This window comes from Arthrobacter vasquezii (assembly GCF_029455255.1).
GTDB classification, from domain to species: domain Bacteria; phylum Actinomycetota; class Actinomycetes; order Actinomycetales; family Micrococcaceae; genus Arthrobacter_D; species Arthrobacter_D parietis.
In genome coordinates, this window is record NZ_JAROKN010000097.1 from 1 (window position 1) to 6,335 (window position 6,335).

Annotated in this window: 7 protein-coding genes; 6 read left to right on the top strand and 1 reads right to left on the bottom strand. The window is 63.8% G+C overall.

Annotated features, from left to right (window positions below):
- Both infB and rbfA read left to right on the top strand, forming a co-directional pair.
- The coding region (gene infB / locus P4U43_RS17390; RefSeq protein ID WP_277359861.1) for a translation initiation factor IF-2 at positions 1–1,980 on the top strand (1,980 nt) is incomplete at its 5' end.
- A 117-nt stretch (positions 1,981–2,097) separates the two neighbouring features.
- Positions 2,098–2,544 carry a 30S ribosome-binding factor RbfA gene (gene rbfA, locus P4U43_RS17395; protein WP_277359862.1) on the top strand — a complete coding sequence of 149 codons (447 nt, stop codon included), beginning with the start codon at positions 2,098–2,100 and terminating at the stop codon, positions 2,542–2,544.
- A 19-nt stretch (positions 2,545–2,563) separates the two neighbouring features.
- Here rbfA and P4U43_RS17400 read toward each other — a convergent pair whose 3' ends face one another.
- Positions 2,564–3,700 (bottom strand): pyridoxal phosphate-dependent aminotransferase, encoded by a 1,137-nt coding sequence (locus P4U43_RS17400; RefSeq protein WP_277359863.1) that lies wholly within the window; start codon positions 3,698–3,700, stop codon positions 2,564–2,566.
- 54 nt (positions 3,701–3,754) lie between these two features.
- Here P4U43_RS17400 and truB point away from each other — a divergent pair, with 54 nt between their 5' ends.
- The 4 genes from truB to P4U43_RS17420 all read left to right on the top strand — a co-directional run bounded on the left by truB (position 3,755) and on the right by P4U43_RS17420 (position 6,194).
- The gene (gene truB / locus P4U43_RS17405) at positions 3,755–4,696 is read left to right on the top strand and encodes a tRNA pseudouridine(55) synthase TruB (RefSeq protein WP_277359864.1); all 942 of its coding nucleotides are present in this window, start codon (positions 3,755–3,757) and stop codon (positions 4,694–4,696) included.
- Positions 4,696–5,070, top strand: a complete 375-nt coding sequence (locus P4U43_RS17410; protein ID WP_277359865.1) for a hypothetical protein — start codon at positions 4,696–4,698, stop codon at positions 5,068–5,070. The genes truB and P4U43_RS17410 overlap by 1 nt, the downstream gene beginning before the upstream one ends.
- Entirely contained in the window at positions 5,067–5,495 is a 429-nt protein-coding gene (locus tag P4U43_RS17415) for a hypothetical protein (protein ID WP_277359866.1), read from the top strand. Before P4U43_RS17410 ends, P4U43_RS17415 begins: the two co-directional genes overlap by 4 nt.
- Positions 5,496–5,582: 87 nt before the next feature.
- Positions 5,583–6,194, top strand: coding sequence for a DUF4345 domain-containing protein (locus P4U43_RS17420; protein ID WP_277359867.1), 612 nt, complete (start codon positions 5,583–5,585; stop codon positions 6,192–6,194).
- Positions 6,195–6,335 lie beyond the last annotated feature (141 nt).

Here is a 6,335-nt window from a genome sequence, read left to right on the forward strand (position 1 = left end):
CCCGCCGGTGGCGGTTTCGGCAAGGGCGGCCGCGGTCGCGGCGGCACTGCCGGTGCTTTCGGCAAGGGTGGAGCCGGCCGCGGCAAGCAGCGCAAGTCGAAGCGGGCAAAGCGGCAAGAGCTTGAGCAGATGTCAGCTCCATCGTTGGGCGGCGTCAGCGTTCCCCGCGGCGACGGCAACACTGTTGTCCGGCTGCGTCGCGGATCGTCGATCACCGACTTCGCCGAGAAGATTGATGCGAACGCCGCAGCACTGGTTACCGTTCTGTTCCACCTCGGTGAGATGGCCACAGCAACCCAGTCCCTGGACGAAGCGACCTTCGAGGTACTGGGCGGCGAGCTCGGCTACAAGATCCAGGTTGTGTCGCCGGAAGACGAGGAGCGCGAGCTGCTCGACAACTTCGACATCAACCTGGATGCTGAACTTGCGGCCGAGGGTGACGAGCAGCTTGAAGCACGTCCCCCCGTAGTGACCGTTATGGGCCACGTCGACCACGGTAAAACCCGTCTGCTGGATGCGATCCGCAAGTCGAACGTCGTGGCCGGCGAACACGGCGGCATCACCCAGCACATCGGTGCGTACCAGATCGACCATGAGCACGAGGGCGACAACCGTCCCATCACCTTCATTGACACCCCGGGTCACGAGGCGTTCACCGCCATGCGTGCCCGTGGCGCGAAGGTTACCGACATCGCTGTGCTTGTTGTGGCAGCGGATGACGGCGTCATGCCGCAGACCGTCGAGGCGTTGAACCACGCCCAGGCGGCCGGCGTGCCGGTTGTCGTGGCGGTGAACAAGATCGACAAGGAGGGCGCCAACCCGGACAAGGTCAAGGGCCAGCTCACCGAGTACGGACTGGTCCCCGAAGAGTATGGCGGCGACACCATGTTCGTGCACGTCTCGGCGCTGCGCGGCGAGGGAATCGACGAACTGCTCGAAGCGGTTCTGCTGACCGCCGATGCCGCACTTGACATGCGCGCAAACCCGAACAAGGACGCCCGCGGTATCGCGATCGAGGCAAACCTCGACAAGGGCCGCGGTGCGGTTGCTACCGTGCTGGTCCAGTCCGGAACGCTGGTTGTCGGAGACACCATTGTCGCGGGCATCGCGCACGGCCGTGTCCGCGCAATGTTCAACGAGAACGGCGACAACGTCACCGAGGCGGGCCCGTCCCGTCCGGTCCAGGTACTGGGTCTGTCCACGGTTCCCCGTGCCGGCGATACGTTCCTCGTCACCCCGGACGAGCGCACGGGCCGCCAGATCGCCGAGAAGCGCGAGGCAGCAGATCGCAACGCGGCCCTGGCCAAGCGCCGCAAGCGCGTCAGCCTGGAAGACTTCGACCAGGCCGTGGCCGAGGGCAAGGTTGACACTCTCAACCTCATCCTCAAGGGCGATGTCTCCGGTGCCGTGGAGGCGCTCGAGGACTCGCTGCTCAAGATCGACGTCGGCGAGGGAGTCGCACTGCGCGTCATCCACCGCGGTGTCGGTGCGATCACGCAGAACGACGTCAACCTGGCAACGGTGGACAACGCGATCATCATCGGGTTCAACGTCAAGCCGGCCGAACGTGTGGCTGACCTCGCTGAGCGCGAAGGCGTGGACCTGCGCTTCTACTCGGTCATCTATGGAGCCATCGATGACATTGAGCTTGCACTCAAGGGCATGCTCAAGCCGGAGTATGAGGAAGCGCAGCTCGGTACCGCGGAAATCCGGGAGGTCTTCCGGTCTTCGAAGTTCGGCAACATCGCGGGCTCGATTGTCCGTTCCGGTGTTATCCGCAGGAACACGAAGGCACGTCTGATCCGTGACGGAGTGGTGGTTGGCGACAACCTCAGTGTTGACACGCTTCGCCGCTTCAAGGACGACGCCACCGAGGTCCGCACGGACTTCGAGTGTGGTATCGGGCTCGGATCGTTCAATGACATCAGGGAAGGCGACACCATCGAGACCTACGAGATGCGTGAGAAGCCTCGGGTCTAGGCCCGTATCGGGTGGGTCCGCTGCTCGCAGCGGGCCCATCCAGCCCATACCGGCGATCGACGCATGAGCGCTCGATCGCCGTTGCAGCTCCCCTGGGGGAGGAAGTAAGGAGAAGTCATGGCAGACGCCGCACGCGCTGCACGGCTGGCACAGCGCATCAAGGTCATCGTTGCGGAGGCCCTTCGCCGCCGGGTGAAGGACCCTCGGCTGGAAGCGGTCACCGTTACTGACGCCCGTGTTACCAACGATCTGCAGCATGCCACCATCTACTACACAGTGTTCGGTGAGTCCGAAGAGCAGGCAGCAGTGCATAAGGCACTCGAGTCGGCCAAGGGCGTCCTCCGTTCTGAGGTGGGTCGGAACATCACCGCACGACTGACTCCCACGTTGGAGTTCGTGCCGGACGAGATCCCGGTCAACGCAAGCCATCTGGAGGAACTGCTCCGGACCGCCAAGGAACGGGACGCCGAGGTGGCCGAACTCGCGAGGAAGGCCGCCTTCGCCGGCGACGCCGATCCTTACCGCAAGCCAAGCGAGGACGACGAGCAGGAAGACTCCCTCTAGTCTCCACCCGCCGCGGGATTCAGCGTTTGGGAAGCCTGCTCACTCCGGTGAGCAGGCTTTCCCTGTCTGTGCACAGCGCAATCCGGATCCAACCCTCGCCCTGTGAGCCGAAGGCCGTTCCGGGCGCGACGGCGACCCCCTGCTCCGCGAGGAACGTGCGGACCCAGCTGCGTACATCTCCGCCGGTGGCGTGGGACATATCAGCCCATAGGTAAAAGGCCCCCTGCGCTTCGAGGTACTTGATGTTGAGCGAAGACAGCTCTGCCGCCGCTGCATCCCTGTTTGAACGGTAGTGGTGCGCCGCTGTTTCCACGTAGTCGGTGGGACCCGTGAGCGCAGCAATTGCCGCGTACTGCTGGGCCGCACCGACACAGGACACAATCGACTCCATCACTGCGTTGAATTCGGCACCGAGCCCCTCCGGCAGTACAAGCGCACCGATGCGCAGACCTGTCAGCCCGAACGTCTTTGAGAGGGTGAGCGAAGTCAGCACCCGCGTGGCATCAAATCGTGCAGGGCTCACGTGGGGAACGCCGTAGGTGAAGGCCTCATAGCATTCATCCGACAGAATCCAGAGGTCGTGACGTTGCGCGAAGCGCACCAGATCTCGCGTGAGTTCCTCGCTGAAGACGGCTCCCAGCGGGTTGGACGGCGAGTTCAGCACGAGGAGGCGGGTACGCGAACTTACAAGCTCCTCGAGGTCGCTGATGTGAGGTTGGAATCCGTTCTCAGGACGAAGCGGGTAGCTGACGGGACGGGCATGAACCAATTGCGCGGTCATGGCAAAGGTCGGGTATCCCGGATTGGGAATCAACACCTCGTCGCCGGCGTCAAGCAGCATGCTCATGGCAAGGTGCAGTCCCTGCTGCGCGCCTGCAGTCACGTAGACCCGGTGTTGTGTCACGTCCATGCGGTTTCGGCGGCCGAACCACTCCGCGAAGCTCCGCCGCAAAGGAGCGATACCTTCGTTCGGGGTGTAGTTGGTGTCATCGCGATCCAACGCCGCCATCCCCGCGTCCAGGATGTGGCGTGGAACCGGAAACGCCGGTTCGCCGATGCTGAGGACAATTGCGTTCGGCGTAGCCCAGGCAGCCTGGGTGATCTCCCTGATCTGATTTGAGGGGAGTTGCTCGATGTGCTTTGCAATGGACGGCATAGGGGCATCGTAGCGGTGAGGGTTGGCTCGCCACTGACACCTATACTGGGAGGCGTGAATTCGGGGCAGGTCCACTCAGGACTAGTGATAGTGGACAAGCCGCAGGGCTGGACCAGCCATGACGTTGTGGGCAGGATGCGGCGGCTTGCCGGCACCCGCAAAGTGGGACACGCAGGTACCCTCGATCCGATGGCCACCGGAGTGCTCGTGGTTGGGATCAACCGGGCTACCCGCCTTCTGACCTATGTTGTCGGCACCTCAAAGACCTACACCGCAACCATCCGTCTGGGTCAGTCGACTGTCACTGATGACGCCGAGGGAGAAGTGACAGCTGAAACTTCCGCCGGGGCGGTTCCGGCCTCAGCGATTCGCGCCGCAGTCGAGGAGCTGACCGGTTCCATCAGCCAGGTTCCCAGCAGCGTGAGCGCCATCAAGGTCAACGGCGAACGCGCCTATAGCCGGGTACGGTCGGGCGAGGAGGTTGTCTTACCGTCGCGTCCAGTCATCGTGCACAGCTTCGACATTGCCGATATCCGGCGCGAGAACGACGGAGCAGTCCAGGACCTCGATGTGACGGTCAGCTGCAGTTCCGGAACCTACATCCGTGCCCTGGCGAGGGACCTGGGCGCAGCCCTTGGCGTGGGAGGCCACCTGACAGTGCTTCGCCGCATGGAGGTGGGCCCTTATACGTTGGCCCAGGCATCCACGCTGGAGGAACTCGCCCAGGACTTCCGGCTTCTCGGCATTGACGAAGCTGCCCGTGCGCTGTTTCCTGTGCGCGAGTTGAGTTCCACCGAGGCGCTGGACCTTTCCCACGGACGGCGTATCAGCGCGAGCGCCGGTGGTGACTGTGGCGGTTCGCCCAGGAATGATGCCGGCGACCAGCGGCCCGTTGCTGCCTTTGCCCCTGATGGTGCGCTGATCGCGCTCCTCGAGAATCGGGGGAGTGAGGCGAAGCCGGCGCTGGTCTTCGCGCCGGGACAGGCCGGCAGCTGATGGTCGTCGACGGATTTTTCATCGCCGGTACTGTGGTGTGCCTGATCTCAACCTTGATCTGCGTTGGTGCTGCCGTGATCAGGCAACCTCCCAACGATGTGACCATCCTTACTGTGGCGGCTGTGGAACTGTTCCTTCTCGTCTACGCGGTGGCCGGGATTGTTCGGCAGGTAGGCGGGGAGACTGTCACCGGTGAGCTGTGGGAGTTCTGGGGTTACCTGCTCACCGCGCTGCTGGTTCCAGTGGGCGCGTTCTGGTGGGCAATCCTTGAACGTTCACGCTGGAGCAATCTGGTCCTCGGCGCAGTGGGCCTCACCATCTTCGTGATGTTGTACCGGATGGAACAGATATGGGACGGGGCGGTGCCGGCGTGAACCTGCACAGTAAGCCGGCCGGATCTGCGGGGACGTTGAGCCGCGGGCCCGGTAGGCTGCTCATCGCCGTGTACGGCGTTTTCGCCCTGGCGGCCACAGCGCGCGCGGCCTTCCAGATCGCTACCAAATTCTCCGAGGCTCCGCTCGCCTACACGTTGACGGCGTTTGCGGCCCTCGTCTATGTCTTTGCGACCGTATCCCTGAGCCGCTCGGGACGGCGCTGGTACCGGCTGTCCGTCGCTGCCGTGGGAATCGAGCTGGTGGGGGTGCTCACCATCGGCACACTCAGCGTCGTCGACCCTGTCCTCTTTCCAGCGGACACCGTGTGGTCGGTATACGGCAGGGGTTACGGATTTGTTCCCTTGATCCTGCCTGTGCTGGGCCTTTGGTGGCTGTATCGCCACCGCCGCACGGTAGCTACCTGAGGCCTGCCGGGCACAGGGTCGTCCGGGGTGAGAAGATGAATTGTGCAGGCCTTGCCCGGCCGAACCGTCGACCACAGAGGGAACACCATGAACAGCAACACCCCTGACAACCCGCAGCCGGAGCGTCGCAGTTCTTCCGCGGATACGGGAAAGGGCCCAGCGGGCTCACACGGCTCGGACCAGACCTCCGCTTCGGGCCGCCCCGCTGCAAAACAACCCGCGACAGGTGGCACCACGGCGAAGACCTCGAAGAAGGACTCAGCGAAATCCGACAAAACCGGGAGTGACTGGAGCGTCTTCCGGACGGTGGTAGTGCTCGTCGGACTCGTTATTGCCGGCTTCGGGGGCTACTACCTGATTACCGGCACCGCCGGGCTGCCGGAAACCGGGGACGGTCCAGTGAACCCGACACTCGAGAACCAGTTCCGGTTCTTCGCCGCGATGATGATCGGCGTGGGCGCCGCTTTCGTGACCATCGCGATCAAATTCCAGTGGGCAAACATGCTGTGGCTGGTTTGCCTCATGGTATTCATCGGCGGAATCGGGCGGGTCCTTTCCTGGGCCTTCTCGGGGACTCCGCACTTTCTGTTGATCATTCTCATGGTTGTCGAGCTGGCATTCCCCGCAGCGCTGCTGGTGTGGCACCGCTACATCGCCAAGACCAGCGAACTGCGCAGGGAGTACGCAGCCCGCCCTTAGCATGGGACGCTGCCACTGACCCTACGCGTGGATTCCCGTCCCCGGCGCAGGCAGGCAAGGCCCGCTCCGAGCAGTACCAGCGCCGCTCCGGCGGTGACCTCAGCGCGAACTCCCGCCTGAGCCAGCTCGGGGCGGTGCGGC

What these genes read in the sequence shown, in the direction of transcription:
- rbfA (WP_277359862.1), top strand. Translation starts at nt 2,098, where the DNA reads ATGGCAGACGCCGCACGCGCTGCACGGCTGGCACAGCGCATCAAGGTC.
- P4U43_RS17400 (WP_277359863.1), bottom strand. Translation starts at nt 3,700, where the DNA reads ATGCCGTCCATTGCAAAGCACATCGAGCAACTCCCCTCAAATCAGATC.
- P4U43_RS17410 (WP_277359865.1), top strand. Translation starts at nt 4,696, where the DNA reads ATGGTCGTCGACGGATTTTTCATCGCCGGTACTGTGGTGTGCCTGATC.
- P4U43_RS17420 (WP_277359867.1), top strand. Translation starts at nt 5,583, where the DNA reads ATGAACAGCAACACCCCTGACAACCCGCAGCCGGAGCGTCGCAGTTCT.